At 55.5% G+C, this 17,551-nt stretch carries 18 protein-coding genes and 1 tRNA gene; 4 read left to right on the top strand and 15 right to left on the bottom strand.

Features of this window, described 5'->3' with window-relative positions:
• Window positions 1-28 precede the first annotated feature (28 nt).
• Window positions 29-670 carry a SagB/ThcOx family dehydrogenase gene (locus tag PHC90_06020; protein ID MDD3845902.1) on the bottom strand — a complete coding sequence of 214 codons (642 nt, stop codon included), beginning with the start codon at window positions 668-670 and terminating at the stop codon, window positions 29-31.
• 156 nt (window positions 671-826) lie between these two features.
• On the opposite strand from PHC90_06020, the gene PHC90_06015 reads away from it, so the two are divergent.
• A tRNA-Ala gene (locus tag PHC90_06015) sits at window positions 827-902 on the top strand.
• A gap of 51 nt (window positions 903-953) precedes the next feature.
• Here PHC90_06015 and PHC90_06010 read toward each other — a convergent pair.
• A complete protein-coding gene (locus tag PHC90_06010) occupies window positions 954-2,093 on the bottom strand; it encodes an ATP-binding protein (GenBank protein MDD3845901.1) in 1,140 nt (379 codons plus the stop codon).
• Between the two features lie 311 nt (window positions 2,094-2,404).
• Between PHC90_06010 and PHC90_06005 the strand changes: the two genes are divergently transcribed.
• A complete protein-coding gene (locus PHC90_06005) occupies window positions 2,405-3,694 on the top strand; it encodes a hypothetical protein (protein ID MDD3845900.1) in 1,290 nt (429 codons plus the stop codon).
• A gap of 127 nt (window positions 3,695-3,821) precedes the next feature.
• Here PHC90_06005 and phoU read toward each other — a convergent pair whose 3' ends face one another.
• The 10 genes from phoU to PHC90_05955 all read right to left on the bottom strand — a co-directional run bounded on the left by phoU (window position 3,822) and on the right by PHC90_05955 (window position 13,273).
• Window positions 3,822-4,481, bottom strand: coding sequence for a phosphate signaling complex protein PhoU (gene phoU, locus PHC90_06000; GenBank protein MDD3845899.1), 660 nt, complete (start codon window positions 4,479-4,481; stop codon window positions 3,822-3,824).
• Between the two features lie 8 nt (window positions 4,482-4,489).
• Window positions 4,490-5,248 (bottom strand): phosphate ABC transporter ATP-binding protein PstB, encoded by a 759-nt coding sequence (pstB, locus tag PHC90_05995; protein MDD3845898.1) that lies wholly within the window; start codon window positions 5,246-5,248, stop codon window positions 4,490-4,492.
• Window positions 5,230-6,078 (bottom strand): phosphate ABC transporter permease PstA, encoded by an 849-nt coding sequence (pstA, locus tag PHC90_05990; GenBank protein MDD3845897.1) that lies wholly within the window; start codon window positions 6,076-6,078, stop codon window positions 5,230-5,232. Before pstA ends, pstB begins: the two co-directional genes overlap by 19 nt.
• A complete protein-coding gene (gene pstC, locus PHC90_05985; GenBank protein MDD3845896.1) occupies window positions 6,075-6,992 on the bottom strand; it encodes a phosphate ABC transporter permease subunit PstC in 918 nt (305 codons plus the stop codon). The genes pstA and pstC overlap by 4 nt, the downstream gene beginning before the upstream one ends.
• A 63-nt stretch (window positions 6,993-7,055) precedes the next feature.
• Entirely contained in the window at window positions 7,056-8,114 is a 1,059-nt protein-coding gene (gene pstS, locus PHC90_05980; GenBank protein MDD3845895.1) for a phosphate ABC transporter substrate-binding protein PstS, read from the bottom strand.
• A gap of 105 nt (window positions 8,115-8,219) precedes the next feature.
• Window positions 8,220-9,974, bottom strand: a complete 1,755-nt coding sequence (locus PHC90_05975; GenBank protein ID MDD3845894.1) for an ATP-binding protein — start codon at window positions 9,972-9,974, stop codon at window positions 8,220-8,222.
• Window positions 9,971-10,657 (bottom strand): response regulator transcription factor, encoded by a 687-nt coding sequence (locus tag PHC90_05970; protein MDD3845893.1) that lies wholly within the window; start codon window positions 10,655-10,657, stop codon window positions 9,971-9,973. Before PHC90_05970 ends, PHC90_05975 begins: the two co-directional genes overlap by 4 nt.
• A 139-nt stretch (window positions 10,658-10,796) precedes the next feature.
• The gene (locus PHC90_05965) at window positions 10,797-11,870 is read right to left on the bottom strand and encodes an HD domain-containing protein (protein ID MDD3845892.1); all 1,074 of its coding nucleotides are present in this window, start codon (window positions 11,868-11,870) and stop codon (window positions 10,797-10,799) included.
• Window positions 11,871-12,085: 215 nt separating this feature from the next.
• The gene (locus PHC90_05960) at window positions 12,086-12,739 is read right to left on the bottom strand and encodes an EF-hand domain-containing protein (protein MDD3845891.1); all 654 of its coding nucleotides are present in this window, start codon (window positions 12,737-12,739) and stop codon (window positions 12,086-12,088) included.
• Window positions 12,740-12,832: 93 nt separating this feature from the next.
• A complete protein-coding gene (locus tag PHC90_05955) occupies window positions 12,833-13,273 on the bottom strand; it encodes a hypothetical protein (protein MDD3845890.1) in 441 nt (146 codons plus the stop codon).
• A gap of 73 nt (window positions 13,274-13,346) precedes the next feature.
• Here PHC90_05955 and PHC90_05950 point away from each other — a divergent pair, with 73 nt between their 5' ends.
• Together PHC90_05950 and PHC90_05945 are read left to right on the top strand one after the other, a co-directional pair.
• Entirely contained in the window at window positions 13,347-13,526 is a 180-nt protein-coding gene (locus tag PHC90_05950; protein ID MDD3845889.1) for a hypothetical protein, read from the top strand.
• 91 nt (window positions 13,527-13,617) lie between these two features.
• Window positions 13,618-15,522, top strand: coding sequence for a Mur ligase domain-containing protein (locus PHC90_05945; protein ID MDD3845888.1), 1,905 nt, complete (start codon window positions 13,618-13,620; stop codon window positions 15,520-15,522).
• A 15-nt stretch (window positions 15,523-15,537) separates the two neighbouring features.
• Here PHC90_05945 and PHC90_05940 read toward each other — a convergent pair whose 3' ends face one another.
• The 3 genes from PHC90_05940 to PHC90_05930 form a co-directional block, all read right to left on the bottom strand.
• A complete protein-coding gene (locus tag PHC90_05940; protein MDD3845887.1) occupies window positions 15,538-16,755 on the bottom strand; it encodes a pyridoxal phosphate-dependent aminotransferase in 1,218 nt (405 codons plus the stop codon).
• Between the two features lie 105 nt (window positions 16,756-16,860).
• The gene (locus tag PHC90_05935; GenBank protein MDD3845886.1) at window positions 16,861-17,145 is read right to left on the bottom strand and encodes a hypothetical protein; all 285 of its coding nucleotides are present in this window, start codon (window positions 17,143-17,145) and stop codon (window positions 16,861-16,863) included.
• A gap of 31 nt (window positions 17,146-17,176) precedes the next feature.
• Complete coding sequence (locus PHC90_05930; GenBank protein ID MDD3845885.1) at window positions 17,177-17,476, bottom strand: hypothetical protein; 300 nt, start codon at window positions 17,474-17,476, stop codon at window positions 17,177-17,179.
• Between the last annotated feature and the right edge of the window lie 75 nt (window positions 17,477-17,551).

The raw sequence follows: 17,551 nt of genomic DNA, 5'->3' as shown, positions 1-17,551 counted from the left end.
CATACCCCCGCCGGGAATACATTATAGTCTATTTCCTGCCCACAGGCATTATATAAAGGGTCTTCTCCCCGCCGGGCAGATTCACGGCCTCGCCGACCGCTTCAGCATTGAAACCCGCCATGACGACCGTTCCAAGGCCAAGGGGCACGCACTGCAGGTACACGTTCTGCGCGGCATGACCCGCCTCGAGATACATCCACCCCGCATTCGTTGCCCGGTCCTGCGCCCCGGCGATGATAAGCGCCGCCGGCGCCTTCTGTATGGGTGACTGTCCCGCCGCCTTGTACAGCCTGCCTTTCGCGTCCCCTTCCGCGACGAGCACGAGGGAGTGGCCCTGGGGCACATAGCGATACATGCCGGGCTTGAGACCTGTAACATTCCCGGCGAAAAGATACACGGTAAGGAAGTATTGTGCGCGCGCCGACGGGGCCGTCTTCAATCCCCTCCCCGATTCCGTTATGCCCTGGGCCGCGAAGAGCACCTGGGAGACCTCGGCCACCGACAGGGGAGAATCCTTGTAGACCCTCAGCGACCGCCTCTCCTTCAATGCCTTCTCAACGGAGACATTCCCGTCATATTTCGGTTCCGGCAACTTTATCTGACCCCCCGGCACTGCGGCCTGCCCGTACCCCGGCGCAACTGACAGTGCCAGAAAACAAGAGGCAATCATCAAACGCACCATTGATTTCAACCCGCACCTCCCGATGTGTTATTACCCTCACATGGTAATAACTTTTCCCCTCCTTTGCAACCTTTAAGGACGGGCATCCCACCGAAGGAATTGCCATTGACAATTCAGCTTCGGGCTGTTATAACACTTACCTGCGGGGCTGTAGCTCAGCTGGGAGAGTGCTTGACTGGCAGTCAAGAGGTCGAGGGTTCGATCCCCTTCAGCTCCACCAATGAAAACCAAGAGCCGCTCGAAAGAGCGGCTTTTTTGTTTCCGGGGCGTTTCAGTGAAATATTCTGTTCATCTGCGTGACGGGAAGGGTGAAGACATTCCTCTTTAATGGATATGATTCGTCCCCGGGGAATATCACGAAGGCCTTTTCGCAGGCGAGATCGTCGGTTGCGCTCCAGAAACCCCTGCCGGGTTTCGGGCTCAATGAGTATTTGATCTCGATAGCGGTGGGCCTGCCCTTACCGTCAAGCAGCAGCAGGTCTATCTCTGCCCCTGCAGAGGTCCGGTAGAAATAAGCCTCCCAGTCGTCTGGCTTTATTGCAATGATCTGTTCAATAACGAATCCCTCCCAGGACGCTCCGGCACAAGGGTGAGCGTCAAGGTCGTCTCTTTCCTTGATGCGCATCAGCGCGTGAAACAGACCGGGATCACGTATGTATACTTTCGGAGACTTTATCAGCCGTTTCTTGACGTTCACGAAAAAAGGCTGGAGTTGCCGTACGACAAAGGTATCTGAAAGGATGTCAAGATAGTGCTTTGCGGTGGGAGCCGAGATTCCCAGACTTCCCGCGATCTTTGACGCATTCCACAATTGTCCGTGGCTATGCGCCAGCATGGTCCAGAATCGTCTGAGCTGCGATGCCGGCACCCGTATTCCAAGCTGGGGTATGTCCATTTCCAGATAGGTCCTGATGAAGGCCTCCCGCCACGAATAGCTTTCGTCAATGCCGGCGGCAAGATAGCTTAAGGGATAGCCCCCGCGAAGCCACAGTCGGTCGCTATTCTTCTGACCGATCTCATCGAGGCAGAAAGGCAGCAGCTCCCGATATACGATCCGTCCTGCGAGTGTCTCCGATGCCTGCCTTACAAGGGCGGGTGATGCGGAGCCAAGGACGAGGAAGCGGCCGGCGCTTCTCTTTTGATCCACGAGCGCCCGTATGAGCGGGAAGAGTTCCGGCATGCGCTGGATCTCGTCAATGATGACCAGCCGGTCTTCGTATGTTCGCAGGTACATCTCGGGATCGCGGAGCTTGTTGACGTCGGAGGAGAGTTCCAGGTCAAGGTAAAGGGACCTTGTTTTCATCTTTTCGAGGATCATTTTGGCTAGGGTGGTTTTTCCGGCCTGTCGGGGGCCGACAAGACCCACGACAGGAAATTCCCTCAGGGAATCCTCGATTGAGGCCTCTATCATTCTCGATATCATTATTGTATATTAAAAGATTAGATTTCGATTTACAAGGATAATATTCTCCCGCAATGGTGGTCGAACCGGGGTCTCTTTTATACTGCGGCCGCATTGCGTGAACTTATCCGACAGGACGCTCAGAGTGGCGCGAGTGTCTTCGGAGTCTGAGCTCTTAACATTAATTTAACATCCACTTAACGCCTGCTTAATTAAAACCCGTTAATCTTGCTCCAGTGACAGCTAATCCAAATACAAGGAAAGGAGGAAAGGACACCACGTATCTTCTGTACCATGACAACCATTTCAAGGAGGCAGGAATGAAGAAGTTTGTATTCGCCCTGATTGCAGTCGCTTTGATAATTCCGGCGCTCGGCAACGCGGGCAGCGTATCGAGCAGGTACGACGTTACATTCGGCGGTTTCGTAAAATATGACCTTGGATATTCGACCCAGAACAGCCATGCAGACCCGGCGGCGGGCTTCAGGAGCAGCACATCCGACAGGGCCGTCCTGGCCGACGAGTACGGCAACACCTTCGCGACGGGCGGCGAAACCCGTTTCAACTTCCGCATAAAGGGTCCCGATCTGTGGGGAGCAAAGACAAGCGCCTTCATCGAGGGCGACTTCCGCGGCTCGACGACGGGCAACCAGCATGGCGGGTTCCAGCTGAGGCATGCCCATATGAAGATGAACTGGAAGTCCTCCGAGCTGTTGATCGGCCAGGCCTATCAGCAGTGGGGTATGCCATACTACGGTGCGCAGATCGGCGCTGACGATTTCAAACAGTACCTCAAAGGTATCAGGGCGCCCCAGATGGCCTACCGGTTCTTCATGGGGAAGGAATTCAACGCCATGATCGGAGTCACCTCGGCGACGCAGTGGTCGGGCGCAAGCAGCATCCGCCAGTACAATGACGGCTACGCGAGAAGCAGCTGGCCGGGGCTCCAGGGCGAGATCGCATACTGGACCGACCGCTGCGGCAAGATCGGCTCCAACAAACTCAAGCTCGGTCTCGGCGCTTACTACGGCAGGGATAAGGAATACTATTCCGAGTCGGCAACGGCAACGCAATACAAGGACAGCACGATCAATGCCTGGGTGACCGCATTCAGATATTCCATTCCCATCGTTCCCGAGAGACAGGGCAACAAAGCAATGTCCCTGCTCCTCAACGGAAACTTCTTTCTCGGCCAGAACGTCGCGGGCAACAACTGGATGGGCAGTTCGGGCCCGAGCAACGGCTCCTACATGAGACCGGGAAACGATGCCGCGGCGCCGACGGCATTCGGCCTCTTTAGCCAGGCCTCCTGGTGGATCACCAACAATCTTTGGGTCAACGGCATGTACGGCTACCTGAAGTACAACTACAGCGAGTGGGCACGCACGAACAATGCAGCTGCCCGCGACAAGATCAATATGTCGCAGAGCTACGGCGCCAACCTCTTGTGGGATGCAAACCAGGCCGTCAGGTTCGGCCTCCAGTGGATGAGAATATTCACCCATTATAACGGCGTGGGCACAGGCGGCACAAACAGCACAGGTACGGGTTTTGCCGGGTCGAGCGGCGCGATAGACCAGTACAGGTTCGCAGCCTGGTATTTCTTCTAAGATCCTCGAGTGCAGATAAAGAAAGGGGCCTTGAAAAAGGCCCCTTTCTTTATTGATTCCCCGTGAGGCATTCCCTGAGGATCTTCGCAGGTCGCATTCCCCGGTTGCGCTGTTGCGGCGGCGCCCTTTAGATTCTTTCTTCGAGATGGTGTTTGATGACCCGTCCTTCGACCATGAAGATCACGTCCTCGCAGATGTTCGTCGAAAGATCGGCAATGCGTTCGAGATTGTTCGATATCCTTATGAGATGCAGGGACCTCTCGATCGTCGTCGGGTCCGATGACATGAAGGTCACGAGTTCGCGAAAGATCTGGTTCTGCAGGGCGTCGATGATGTAGTCCCGCTCACAGACAGTCTGGGCGAGGACCGCGTCTTCATCGAGGAAGGCCTTGATGCTGTCGTTGAGGCTTTCTATTGTTTCCCGGGCAAGCCTCGGGATGTCGACGAGAGGTTTCACCGGAGAGTGGGACATGAGGAACAGCCCGCTGTCGGCTATATTCGCCACGTGATCCCCCATGCGTTCCAGGTCGCTGTTCATCTTGAAGACCATGAGGACCACCCTCAATTCCCGTGCCTTTGGCTGGTACTGGGCTATGGTGGTGGTACAGAGGTCGTCGATCCTTATCTCGAGATCGTTGGTCGCCGGCTCCATGACGCTTATGACCTCGCGAAGGAGACCCTCATCCCTTCCGAGGAGCCCGTCTATGCTTTTCGTTATCATGTTTTCGACGAGCGTCGCCGATTCGACAAGTTCTTTCTTGAGAGCCTTTATCCTGTCTTGAAGCATCCCGCCTCCTATCCGAATTTTCCCGTGAGGTATTCCTCTGTGCGTTTGTCCTTGGGCACGGTAAACATCTTCTCCGTGGGACCGAACTCCACAAGTTCGCCGAGATAGATGAAGGCGGTGAGATCGGAGACCCGTGCGGCCTGCGCGATATTGTGCGTGACGAGGAGCATGGTGACGTTCCTCTTGAGTTCCACGAAAAGCTCTTCGATCTGTGATGTCGACCTGGGGTCAAGGGCCGACGTCGGCTCGTCAAGGAGAAGTATCTCGGGGTTCATCGCCAGTGCCCGGGCTATGCACAGCCTCTGCTGCTGCCCGCCCGACAGGAATGTCCCCTTCCTGTGGAGCGTGTCCTTGACCTCCGTCCACAGAGCCGCTCTCTTGAGCGATTGCTCGACGATGGCGTCAAACTCCCCCCGGGGCATGCGTATGCCGTTCAATTTGTAGCCGGCTATGACATTCTCGTATATGCTCATCGTCGGAAAAGGATTCGGTTTCTGGAAGACCATGCCCACCTTTCTCCTGAGAATGATGGGCTGCATGGCGTAGATGTCATCATTGACAAGGGTCATGGTCCCCGACACGGTGGCACCGGGAATGAGCTCGTGCATCCTGTTGACGCATCGTATGAGGGTTGTCTTGCCGCACCCCGACGGCCCCATGAGCGCCGCCACTATGTTTCTGGAGACGGAGAGATCCACGTCCTTGAGTACTTTGTTATCACCGAAATAGGCGCTGAACTTATCTACCTTTAGAACTGTGTCTTCCATTTAGCGGAGATCCCCCTTGCGATAAGGTTCAGGGCAAGCGTCAGAACAACAAGAATGAACGAGGCTCCCCAGGCGAAAGAATGCCACTCGGGATACGGACTCATGGCGTAATAAAATATTCGATACGGAAGTGAATCTATCGGTTTGAAGATGTTGATGTTCATGAACTGGTTGCCGAATGCCGTGAAAAGAAGCGGCGCCGTCTCCCCCGTGATCCTCGCCACGCTCAGAAGTATGCCCGTCAGTATGCCGCTTATCCCCGAAGGGAGTATCACCTTGAGGATCGTCCTGTAATAGGGTACACCGAGGGCGAGCGAGGCCTCCTTCAGGTGATAGGGAACGAGTTTCAACGTCTCCTCTGTCGTCTTGACGATGACGGGAAGCATCATGATGGAAAGGGCGACGCCGCCGGAAAGCGCCGAAAACGTCTTCAGCGGCGCGACGATCCACATGTAAGCTATGATGCCTATGACGATGGAAGGCATCCCCTGGAGGACGATGACGCAAAGGCGTATGGTGTTCCCCAGCTTGCCCGTCCTGTTCTCCGCCAGATAGATGCCGGCCGCTATCCCGCAGGGTATGGAGATGACACAGGACAGGACGATGAGCATCAGCGTCCCCACGATGGCGTTGACAATGCCTCCCCCCGCCTCCCCGATGGGCCTCGGGAGGCTGAAGAGAAAATCCCAGTTGATCACCATTATCCCCTTCTTCGTTATGTAATAAAGAATAAGAAAGAGGGGAAGAAGGGACAAGAAGGCAAGGAGGCAGATCATCCCTTTGAAGACCCTGTCTTTAACGAGACGGGCGCCGAGATGGTTATCCGTCATGAAACCTCCCGGGAGGCTTCTATGCTGATCTTCTGGATCACGTACGTCCCGATGATGTTCACGATCATGGTGACCAGGAAGAGGACGAGGGCGACATAGATGAGCGATGCCGCCGTGATCCCCGTGGCCTCGGCGAATTCATTGGCGATGACGCTTGCCATGGTGTTGGCGGGGCTGAATATGCTCGTCGGAAGGAAATTGCTGTTGCCGATGAGCATCGTGACGGCCATCGTCTCACCGATCGCCCGCCCCAGCGCGAGGAGAATCCCCGCTATGATGCCGGAGCGCGCGTAAGGGATGACGATGCTCTTTATGACCTCGAAGCGCGTAGCTCCCAGAGAGTATGCCGCCTCCTTCAGATCGCCGGGCACCAGCGTGATCACCTCCCTGCCGATGGATGCGGAAAAAGGAATGATCATGATCGCGAGGATGAGCGAGGAAGTGAGTATCCCGACACCATGGGGGGCAACGCCTATCTTCAATTCTATGAACCGTACCGCGGGCATAAGAAAGAAAAGGCCCCAGAGCCCATAGATGACGGAAGGGATGCCCGCAAGGACCTCGACGGCACTGCGAAGAAACGTCGAGAGGGCCCCTGCCTTGAAATATTCACCGAGAAGAATGGAAATGGCTATCGAAAAAGGCACCGAGATCAGGAGCGCCAGAAATGAGGTGAGAAGGGTCCCCGCCAGGAAGGGGAGGGCGCCGAAGGTTTCCGTCGTGGCGTCCCACACCCTCCCGATGAAAAAGAAAAACCCGAACTCCTTTACCGACGGGAGCGCCGTTACGAAGAGGGTGGCGAAGATCCCAACAAGAAGAAGCACGATCAGGACCCCGCTCAGCGCCAGAATGACATTGAACCTTTTTTCCGAACGGTCGGTGCTTCCCGGTGCTGTTTTTTCCTGGGTTTCCATATATATCCGGGTCCATCTCAGAACGGTGCCTCAAGTGAGCACCGTCTCCATTTCATAAGCTCCCTATTTCACGAGAGGAGCGCCATTGTAGGTCATGGAACGGACCAGCCTGTTCGCCTTTGCGGCCGCGTCTTTCGACAGTGGTGCATACTGAAGGGGCTCGACGTATCTCTGCCCGTCGCCCACCATCCATAAAAGCAGTTTCGCCAGGGTTTCCGCACGGTCCTTTGCCTTCCCGCCGTAGTTCTGTTCCTTGTAGAAGATAAGCCAGGTAAAGCCGCTGATGGGATACCCGGCGGCCGCTGCGGTATCGGTCAAGGATACATTCGTATCGTCGGGGATCTTTACATTTGCGGCGGCGCTCACCGACTTGAGCGTGGGCTCGATGAACTTGCCCGACCTGTTCTTCACGCTGCCGTAGGGCATCTTGTTCTGGATGGCGTAAAGGAGTTCCACGTATCCGACCGCACCCGGCGTCTGCTTCACGTATCCTGCAACACCAGGGTTCCCCTTCTGGCCGATCTGCGCGGCGGGCCAGTTGAGGGATTTTCCGGTGCCGATCTTCTCCTTCCATTCCTTGCTCACCTTCGTGAGGTATTCGCTGAAGATATAGGTGGTGCCGCTTCCGTCGGCACGGTGCACGGCGCTGATGGATAGATCGGGAAGCTTTACCCCGGGGTTGGCGGAGGCTATCCTCGGGTCATTCCATTTCGTGATCTTGCCGAGAAATATTCCCGCCACGGCATCGGGGGTGAAATTGAGTCTGGGGTTGCCGGGCAGGTTATAGGTAACGACCACCGCACCCAGGCAGGTGGGGATATGCAGGACCGGCGCTCCGGCGGCCTGCAGTTCCTTCGCCCTCATGAATGCGTCGGTGCCGCCGAAGTCGACGGTCTTTTTGACAAGCTGATTGATCCCTCCGCCCGAACCGATGCCCTGGTAGTTGATCTTGACCTTGTACTGCTGGTTATAGGCGTCGAACATCTTCGAGTACAGCGGCTGGGGGAACGTGGCCCCGGCACCGAGAAGCTCCATGTCGGAAGATGATGCGGGAGTCGCAAAGCACACAAGAACAAAGATGATAGCCGTCAAGGATAAGGCTCTTGAAAAAATGCCAGACATAAGGTCCTCCTTTGGTTTTTTCAGGCACGTGCCTGAATCGTTGACTCAAGCTTATCCTTCGTCTGTTAATATTAGAAAAGAGAATTGTTAAGATTAGGTTAAGGATCAGGCATTCACGGAGAGCCGATCGCGGGCGGGCAGGGTGATGACAAATCTCGTGCCCTTTCCTGGACTGCTTTGCACGGTGATCTTTCCATTGTGGAGAAGGATGATGTGCTTGACGATGGAAAGGCCGAGGCCCGTGCCGCCGAGCTTCTTGGATCTCGATTTGTCGACAACGTAGAACCTCTCGAAAATGCGGTCGATGTGTTCCGAAGGAATACCCTGACCGGTGTCGGCAACGGAGATCACCACAGTGTTGTCGCGGGTTTCCATCTCGACGGTAATTCCGCCTGCGTCAGTGTACTTGATCGCATTGTCGAAGAGATTTACAAAGACCTGCTCGAGTTTGAATGCATCTCCCATGACCGGCAGCAATTCCTCGGCTGCCCTGACCTCCACGAAAAAACCCTTTGCGCGTATCTGCTCTTCGAAGATCTTGAGCACCCCCTCAACGAGTTCGGGCATGTCCAACGGTTCGAGTTCCAGGACAGGGTTTTTTTCTTCCAATCTGGAAAGTGCGAGAAGATCGCTCACAACGTTGATGAGCCGGGCCGTATTTCGCTTGACGATCATGAGGTAATGCCTCTGTTCGTCGGAAAGTGATCCCTCCATCTCCATGGTTTCCACAAACCCCTTGATGGACGTGAGAGGTGTTCGCAATTCGTGGGACACATTGAGGACGAAATCACTTTTTACCTTCTCAAGCTTGCGGATCTCGGTGATGTCATGAAAGACAAGAACCATCTCCTCTTTGGAGCCGAGGAAGGTGGCGCTGCACAGAAAGACCGCACCGTTGATCGTTATCTCCCCGATGTGGTTGGTCTTCTCAACATGGACCCTGTTCACCAGTTCATTCAGCGCGGGCTCCCGAATCACCTCCCAGTAAGGCCTCCCAATCTCCACATCAGGGCCCATCAGGGTTTTCAGGCTGTCGTTGATAAGGAGCACCTGCTCCTCCCTGTCAAGGACGAGGAGCCCCTCCTGCAAAGACGAAATTATGCTGTTCAGCTCTTCTTTCTGAGCGGTAAGGTCGGAGAAAAGGTCCTGCATTTCGTCGGTCATATCGTTGAAGCTGTCGGCGACCTCTTTGAGTTCGTCCTGTTCCCTGAGTAGTACCCGTGTGCTAAAATCATGGCTGGCCACTCGCCTTATGGCGGCGCTCAGTTCCCCGATGGGCCGGTAAATCGTCCGCGCGAAGATGAATGCCCCGATCAGGGCCGCGACAAGGACAACGACGGTTATCAATAGTATCTTCGTGTTCAGCTCCCGGGAAACCGTCTTTATGTCCTTGAGGAACTTGCTGACCCGCAGAACATACATGGTCTTTCCCTCCCGCTGAACGGGAACGGCGATATAGAGCATCTCCTGGCCAAGGGTCTCGCTCACGCGCAGAAACCTGCCTGTGCCGCCTTCAAATGCCTGGGCGATCTCAATTCTCGTACGATGGTTTTCCATCCTGCCCGGATCTTCCTCGGAGTCGGCAATGACCTTGCCGTCAGGGGCAACGAGGGTGATCCGCGTGTTGATCCTCTTCCCCATCTCCTTCACGAAGCGATCGGTCGAAGCGCTGCCGGTTCCCGAAGGCATCTCCATCGTTCGCGTCCCGATAACGATCGCGATGTCCTTTAACTCCTGCGCGGTCCTCTCTATCTGGTAATCGCGTATGAGATATGACGAGATGAGAACGATAAGACCGGAAAGGGCGACGGTGAGGATCAGATACCCGCCGAATATCTTGAGAAAGAGGGAGCGTTTCATTCCTCCACCCTGTACCCGGCGCCGCGGACATTCTTGATAATGTAAGAGGTCGACCCGAGCTTCTCGCGCAAGTGCCTGATGTGAACGTCGACGGTCCGGTCAATGACATACTTTTCGTCTCCCCAGAGATAGCTCAATATCTGGTCCCTCGACTGAACGCGCCCCCGCCGGGAGACAAGGAGCTGCAGTATCCTGAATTCCGTCGGGGTGAGTTCGACCTTTGCCCCCTTGACCTCCACTTCATGCCTGTCGAGATCGATTACCACGAGATCGGAAAGCACCATCCTCCGGGCTTCGTCGTCTTTCCTGCCATAACGCCGCAGAACCGCCCGGACGCGTGCCACGAGTTCCCGGGGCGAAAAGGGTTTGGTCACATAATCGTCTGCCCCCAGTTCAAGGCCGATGACCTTATCGGCCTCCTCCGTCTTTGCAGTGAGCATTATTATGGGAATGGAAGAAAAACGCTCCTGCCCCCGCAGGTGCTTGCAGATCTCGAGACCATCCACGTCGGGAAGCATGAGGTCGAGTATGATGAGGTCGGGCACTTCCTTCGCGATGAACTGGTAGAGGGACTGAGCTTCGGCAAACCCGCTCACGCGGAAATTCGATCTTTTCAAATGAAGCGACACCAGTTCCAGTATGTCCGGTTCATCATCGACAACCGCTATCAGGTGGCTGACCATACTATGAGATTACCTCATCCCGCATTTTTTGCAAACTCCTTTCACTTTGTATCCTAAGATCCTATTGTTAATTCTGGATTAAGAAAACGGGGGCTTTCGGGTGGAGGGGGAGGACGCCTGTTCCGCGGGTCCCTCCGGCTCACATCTCCGACGATACCTTTCCCAGGAACACTATGAATTTTCGGAGCAGTTTTTCGTCGAAGCATTTCATCATGCCCTGATCGCGCGCATCCTGCACCGGGTTGTCTGACGAAGTGTTGCTCTCCCCCGGCGTTCCGACCATGATCTTCGCCGCCTCCATCGGAGAGAAAGCTTCCTTGTAGGGGCGGCGGGACGTCATGGCGTCGAAGACGTCGACTATCCTCAGAACACGGGCAAGGATGTTAATGCTCTTCCCTTTGAGGCCCATCGGATAGCCCTCGCCGTTGAAATCCTCGTGGTGCTGAAGTATCGCCTTCTTCACGAAAGCAGGGGTTTCCGTATCTGCGAGCATTGCGAAGCCCATCAGGGGGTGGCGCTTGATGACCTCCCACTCGACTGCGTCGAGAGACCCGTTCTTGTTGAGTATTTCGGGAGCGACAAAAACCTTTCCAATGTCGTGGAGCAGAGCTCCGACACCGCATTGTTTCAACAGCTCCTTTTTCTGAACCTCGTGGTAGGACTGAATATCGGGCACTATCTGCGCGAGAACTTCGGGATTGTTCCTCAAGAAGGCCACCGTGAACCACAGGACTTTCGTGGCATGTTCATATGTCTTGTAGTCATGGCCGATCATCTTTGCCAGCGGTTGAAGGGAATTGGATTCGGCTATAAACATGAGCGAGTGATTGACCAGCGACTGTGTCCGGCGCAATGCATCGGGCTGCATTGTCCCGAGGCCCAGTGACGTCTCGAAGGAATCCTTGACCACATTGGTGGAAACCCTGCTGAACACCTGTGCCTTCTGGTCATCGGGCATCGCCTGGTTGTCGAGAATGCTACCCAGGTGATTCTCGAGGTATTCCTCATACTTGATCTCTTCATCGAGATCGATGAACACCTCTTCCTGCCCCGTCTCGGCAAGTATGTTCAACCGGTCCTTGCTGACCTCGTTGCCATCGCGGGCCCAGAGGATGTAGCGCCCGTCGGGTGCAAGGACATAGATCTTGAATTTCGGCAGGCTTCCCGGCAGTATCGCGCCGGGAGGAACGGCCATGTATTTTGTATCGCGCATAAGATGCTTTTCTCCAAATCCGCCGCCACAGCCACAAAACCAGGCAAGGGGATTCTTTTACAGGGTAATACTACTATCGCACATTGTAATAGAAGCTTAAGAACGCTGGTAACATCCTTGTATGACAACGGCCGCGCGGCGTGCCGGGGTGATTGCCCGAGATTCAGGCACGAAAGGGCGAAAAGGAATGCTTGTTCTCCCTTACCGGGCAGGCCCTATTTCTGTGAGGGTGCCTCTTGTGTCGCGGGTTTCTCTCCTTTCCCGGCAGGCTTGTTCCTTATGGTGACCTTGTCCTTTCCCACCCAGGATACGTAGTATTCCTCTATGGTAATGACGCCGTCGCCGTCAAGGTCCATCGTCTTCGCCATTCCCTTCATCCTGTCGAGATATTCCTCGCGGGACATCTTGCCATCTTTGTTTCCATCGAGATCTTTGAACCGGCCTGCCCAGAAGACCACACATTCGTCCTTGCCTATCTTGCCATCCCTGTTGGCATCCATGAGCTTCGCGCGCGACGCCTTCCTGCCCATCTTGACGGGTTTCTTAACCTTCGCGGCGTCCTTGTCCGTTCCGCACCAGTAGATGGCCCACTCTTCGATCCCGACAACACCGTCCTTGTTCGTATCGGCATCGTCGAAGTTCCTTTTCCTGGCATCCCGGTACTCATCGACGGTCATCTTCCCGTCCTTATTACCGTCCTCGTTCCCGTACCGTTCTTTGAGGGCCGTCTTCATATCTTCCTTCATCACGATCCCGTCTTTGTCGGCATCGGCCTTGTCATGAACGGACTGCGCGCCCGCAATGCCGAAACCAAGGGAAAGAGCGCAACAGATCACCGCAACAACACCAGGAAACATCAACTTTTTCATAAATCCCTCCTCACGAGAATAGATGACGGTTTCAGGTTTCAGGCAAAGACCTCAAGAATCAGAATAGTGATCATTACTCTGGAACATACGGCCTTACAGGCCGATAGGTGTTATCTGGTACTTGAAGGCATAGCCGGCGTCCTCAGCCTTTTTCTGAATGGCGGCGCGTATTGCCTTGAAGTCGAACTTGTAGCTGTACTTGCTGCCGAAGAGGTTTGACTGTTCCTCTATGGTACCTTCCCGGCCGCCCATTCCCGTTCTGTATGTCCCTTTCTTGAATCCGAAACCCGAGGGACTGTCGTCACCGAAACCGCCGCTCGACAGACCCGAGCCAGATTCCTTGAGCATCTCCGTGAAGCGGACCTCCTTCGCGTCTTCAACTATCCGGTATTTCGCGATATAGGTCACCTTCTTTTTCGACAGGAAAGCCTTCCGTTCGGCAACGACATACTCAGCCGTGACAACGCCCTTCTTTTCAGAAACTTCCGCCGGGAAGGCGGAAAAAACCTCTTTTATCTCTTCCTGCAGTGCCATTCACATCTCCTTTGCCAAATAAAAAAAGCTCGAATTATACATGATTTGGCAAATATAGCAAAGCGGCACAAGCATGTCAAAAGAAAGTGATATCCTCTTTGGCAACCAATTCACGGGAAGAAGCATCTCTGTGGGAAACAAGAGCATGTTCATGCACATGGTGGCCGGTGCAGACATCTGCGTGGAGTGTTTTGCACGAAACCTCTACAACCAGGGTACGATGGCCGTGATCCACCGGCAGGACAAAGCCTGATCCTCCGGGAATGCTGAAGTTCCTGTTGAATCCTCAGGCCGCCGATGGTATCAATAAGTGCACACCAATAATTCAGAATACAAGGTTTGGCATGGACAGATTCCGATTGGCCGGCATCTACAATACAATACTGAAACACCTCGTCAATCCGGCGGACCCTTTTCTTGTTGAGTCCGTTGAGGAGCAAAGGCTCTTCCTCTGCGAGGCGGACCGGGTCACCGGCAGTTACCTCGCCTCCACCGCCCGCCTGGGGGTCGGCATACGTGAGGATTCCTTGAAAACGCCCCCTGGAGCTCACCGGATCTCGGAGAAGATCGGCTCGGGAGCGCCCATCGGCCGCATTTTCAGGGACCGTGAGGACACGGGAGCGGATTGGGACGGGGTTTCCGTCGGGGAGAACCTTATATTGACCCGCATCCTTCGCCTCAACGGATTGGAGGAGGGGATCAACCGGGGTCCGGGGGTGGATTCCCGCGAACGCTACGTCTACATCCACGGAACCAGCCGGGAAGACCTCGTGGGCACGCCTTTCTCCCACGGCTGTCTGTGCCTTGGCAATGCCGATATCGTCCGCCTCTTCGACGTGGTGAGCGAGGGGACGATCCTCTATATCGACCCGCCGCCGGTAACCGTTGCCGACCGACCCTGCCGGAATATCCACTTCACAGGCATCTTCGGCACGGGCATGAGCGCCCTTGCCCAGTACCTGCGTTTCCAGGGGCTGGGAGTATCGGGTTCAGACCGAATGCTTGAAAGCGACGACACCGCATCAATGCGGCGATCCCTCGAGAAACTGGGCTGCGTTATCGCGAACCAGGACGGTACGGGCATCACGGGCAATACCGATGCCCTCTGCATTTCCACCGCGATCGAGGAAGCGAATCCCGACATCGCTGCTGCACGGGCCCGGAATATCCCCGTTATTCACAGGTCCGATCTCCTTGCGGCGATCATCGCATCGAAAAGAACGATCGCCGTCGCCGGCACAAGCGGCAAGTCAACAGTAACGGCGATGATATTCGAATTCCTGTCCGCCTGCGGCCAATCCCCCTCCCTCATCAGCGGCGCACCCCTCGTAAGGCTCGAGACAGAGGGGCTGATCGGCAACGCCTTCGCGGGCGGCTCCGATCTCCTCGTCGTGGAGGCGGATGAGAGCGACGGCACTCTTGTCAGGTATTCCCCGGCAATGTCCGTCATCCTCAACGTTTCCAAAGACCACAAGAGCATCGATGAGCTGCAGGCGCTTTTCGCGACGCTCATTTCGCGCTCCTCATGGACGGCCTCCAATGCGGACGATCCCGTCCTCGCGACCCTTCCGGCGACCATCCGTTTCGGACGGAACAGTCCGGCCCCATGGCACCCCGACCGCGAAGAACTCTTTCCCTCCTCCGTGAGGATCGTGCGAAAGGGTACCGACTATCATCTTCCTCTCCCGGGGGGGCACAACCTCGAGAATCTTCGGGCGGCGTTGTGCGTCTGTGAACATCTCGGGTGCGGCGGCCCTGCTCTTGCCGATGCGGCGAACCGCTTCGGGGGGGTGGCGCGGCGCTTCGCCATAACGGCTACAGCGCGCAATGTCCATGTGGTTGATGATTTCGCCCATAACCCGGCGAAAATAGCCGCTGCGGTCACCACCGCGCGGGGCCTCTCGGAGCGTGTCATAGCCGTTTACCAACCCCATGGTTTCGGCCCGACGCGCTTCCTGAAGGATGAATACATCGCAGCCTTCCGCGCCCTTTTCCGGAAAGGCGACGGCCTCTACCTCCTGCCCATCTACTACGCAGGTGGCACCGCGCAAAAAGACATCTCCTCGCAGGATATCATAGACGGACTGGGAACCGTCCCCTTCCACACCGAGGCCATGGGAAGCAGGGACGAACTGCTCGCAAGACTCCCCGCCGATGCGAAACCAGGCGATTGCATCATCGTGATGGGCGCAAGGGACCCATCCCTGCCGGCACTCGTCAAGAGAATCGTGGAATTGTTCGGAAGTTGAAACCCCAAACGGTTTTTACTGGCTGTACTCTCTCAGAAAATCCGTCATGCGGTCCGCCACGCTCCTTATCTCTTCGACAGAGGGAAGGAAAACGACGCGGAAATGGTCGGGTGCAGGCCAGTTGAACCCTGTGCCCTGCACCATGAGGACCTTCTTGTCCGTCAGGAAATCGAGGAGGAACCTCTGGTCGTCCTTTATGCTGTATCTCTCCGTGTCAATCTTCGGGAAGAGGTAGAGGGCACCCATGGGTTTGACACAGGTTATCCCCGGTATGGCGCGAAAACCATCATATGCCGCCTCCCTCTGTTCGTAGAGACGGCCGCCGGGCGATATCATCTCCTGCAGGCTTTGATATCCGCCGAGGGCTGTCTGGATGGCGAGCTGTCCCGCCATGTTGCCGCACATTCTCATGTTTGACAGGGTGTCAAGCCCTTCCTCGACGTAGTCCTTCGCATAACCCTTCTTGCCGCTTACGATCATCCATCCCGCCCGCATGCCGGGGATCCGGTGAGACTTGGACAGCCCGTTGAAGGTCACGATGAAGATATCGTTCGTCAGCGACGCAAAAGGAATATGCCTCGCGCCGTCATAAAGGATCTGGTCATAGATCTCGTCGGAAAAGACTATAAGGTCGTGTTCGGCCGCCATCTCGGCGACCCTGACGAGAACTTCCTCGGGGTATACGGCACCGGTGGGGTTGTTGGGATTGATGAGCACGATCCCCCGCGTCTTCTCTGTGATCCTGGACTCCATATCTTTCAGGTCCGGGATCCAGTCCGATGCCTCGTCGCATACGTAGTGCACTGCCTTTCCACCGGAGAGCGTGACGGCTGCGGTCCACAGGGGATAATCGGGCGAGGGCACGAGCATCTCGTCACCGTTGTTGAGAAGACCCTGCATGGCCATCATGATCATCTCCGACACCCCGTTGCCAACGTAGACATCCTCCATCTCCACACCCTGGATGCCCTTGAGCTGGCATTGCTGCATGATCGCCTTTCGCGCCGCAAAAAGACCCTTCGAATCGCCGTAGGCCTGGGCTGACCTGATATTGAGGACAACGTCGTGGATGATCTCGTCCGGTGCGTAGAGCCCGAAGGCGGGGGGATTCCCGCTGTTAAGCTTGATGATGCTGTATCCCTCTTCCTCCAGGCGTTTCGCCTCTTTCAAGAGCGGCCCGCGGATCTCGTAGCATATGTTGTCCATCTTGTTCGATTTCAGGATCTTGCGCATAAGATAATTCCTCTTCCCTTAAGACTGCGTTTCGGCGGCGAAGCCGTTCATAATTATTTAGAAAAGCTTCGTATTTGTCAACCGCGAGAAGGGCAAGGTAATGTATCACTTCTTTTTGGGAGGTGTCTCTTTCTTCGTCGATGTAGAGGTGTTCACGTCAAAGGAAGATGCCGTGGACGTGGATTTTCCCACTTCATTTGTCTTTACCGGCGTTGGCGCTGGCACTTTCGGAACCTTGACGTCCTCGATCTTTTTGCCGGCGGCTGTCTCGAGCTGCCGCAGCGCAGGACCTTTCTTCTTCTGCTGCGAGTAGGAAAGACTGGAACTGCAGATGACCAGTGCGACGATCGTCATAAATGCCAGGGCCGTTCTCAAAGTTGTGTTCTTCATTGATCTTTCTCCTTTATCTCTAAAATGTCGATTATTTTGCCTGCCCGTAGGATCCCTTCCGGTTGATGTTGGGCACCGAGTACCTCGGGGAATTCCTCTGGCGCTCCTGCATTTTTTCCCGCTCGGCGGCATAGCTGCCGGAATTGCCGCCATTGTTCTTGCGCTCCCGCTGAGCGCTCGTCGCCACGTAATCCTGGTAGGAAGGATCGGCCGCCGTCCCGGCATGTTTGAAGTACTCCTGCGGGGTCGTCTTGACCGGGTCCGCCCCATAACACAGACCGGTGGAAGCCAGAAGGGTCAAAATAGCTGCTGCGCTCAGGATCCTTTTCATTTTTGCTTTCCTCCTCATTTTTCAAGGTGAGACAGTGAGGGAGTAGAAAAGTTCCAATAAAAAACCGTTTCAGGA

The organism is Syntrophorhabdaceae bacterium, from assembly GCA_028698615.1.
Taxonomy (GTDB): Bacteria; Desulfobacterota; Syntrophorhabdia; order Syntrophorhabdales; family Syntrophorhabdaceae; genus Delta-02.
The sequence above is the reverse complement of the archived record's forward strand: the minus strand, read 5'-3'. Positions and strand labels throughout refer to the sequence as shown.